Annotated in this window: 1 protein-coding gene and 1 pseudogene; both read right to left on the bottom strand. The window is 65.0% G+C overall.

Translation table 11 applies throughout. The features are described from left to right. Positions 1–379, bottom strand: a 379-nt coding sequence (locus tag ACT8II_RS06460) for an RsmD family RNA methyltransferase (protein WP_443813400.1), incomplete at its 3' end; no start/stop codon positions are given. Beyond that, positions 376–786: pseudogene (locus ACT8II_RS06465) on the bottom strand (ATP-dependent DNA helicase RecG); the annotation flags it as partial. The gene ACT8II_RS06460 and the pseudogene ACT8II_RS06465, both read right to left, overlap by 4 nt.

Below are 786 nucleotides of genomic sequence, written 5' to 3' on the forward strand. Positions count from 1 at the left end.
GGTCGATGAGCACCACGTCGAAGGGAGCCCCGGGCATACGGCCACGTCGCGCTGCCGTAATCACGTCGCCGGCGACAACGCGCGCCCGCTCACGCTCGCATCCAAGCTTGGCGAGATTGCGCTGCACGAGCGCCGATGCACCCCGATCGAGGTCGAAGAACGTCACATGAGACGCCCCGCGTGAGAGGAGTTCCAGCCCCAGGGCTCCGGACCCGGCAAAGGCATCGAGGACGCGGGAGCCCTCGACGCCCCCATCAAGGGCGCTTTCCAGCATTGAGGCGATAGCCTCGCGCACGCGATCGGTCGTGGGGCGGCTGATGTCACGCCCACGGGGCGACTCGATGGGCCGTCCGCGCCACTCTCCTCCGACGATTCTCATCCTCCACTGACCTCCTTGAAAACATCTCCGTATCGCGCAATGACCTCATGGCGCAACGGCATCGTCGCCTTAGCGGTAAGATCTCGCGAATACCGGAGGAGCTCCTCCGCGTCATCATGAGCGTACTCGACCAGATCGACATCGGCGTCTAAATCGACAAAACGAAGTGAGACCCCGCCGTGCTGCCTCAGGCCGAGGATCTCGCCCTCATGACGAAGACGCAAGTCCATCTCGGCAAGTTCGAAGCCGTCAGAAGTGCGAGCAAGCGCCTCGAGTCGTTCGAGCGCGGGCGACCGGACGCCGCGCTTTGACCGGACCTCCGTGAGCACCATGCAGTTGCCGGGAATAGGGCCACGGCCCACGCGACCGCGCAGCTGATGAAGCGTCGCCAAGCCGAACCGCTCCCC

It is taken from the genome of Collinsella sp. (assembly GCF_052346665.1).
Lineage (GTDB): Bacteria > Actinomycetota > Coriobacteriia > Coriobacteriales > Coriobacteriaceae > Collinsella.